The following is a 263-nucleotide window of genomic DNA, read 5'->3' on the forward strand; positions in this document are numbered from 1 at the left end:
GCTGAGCGGCACGCGGAGCTTTTGCGCAGGACGCTCGTGCTGCTCGCGGATCAGGAACTGACCAGCTCGGCGTTTGCTGCCCGTGTTGCTGCGTCGACGGGTGCGTCGCTTGGTGCGTGCATGCTGGCGGGACTTGCCGCATTCTCCGGGCCGTTGCACGGCGACGCGATTACACGAGTGCATGCGTTGATCGACGATGCGCGCCATTCGGGAGCCGAGCAGACCGTGCGACGCCGGCTCGCCGATAACAAGTCGTTACCCGG

1 protein-coding gene is annotated in these 263 nt (G+C 66.2%); it reads left to right on the plus strand.

What is annotated here, in order from left to right; all coding sequences use genetic code 11:
- Window positions 1–263 (plus strand): citrate/2-methylcitrate synthase (locus SB753_RS38275; protein WP_410805321.1); only part of this gene is annotated, 263 nt, incomplete at both ends.

Source organism: Paraburkholderia sp. SIMBA_053 (assembly GCF_046534895.1).
Lineage (GTDB): Bacteria > Pseudomonadota > Gammaproteobacteria > Burkholderiales > Burkholderiaceae > Paraburkholderia > Paraburkholderia caledonica.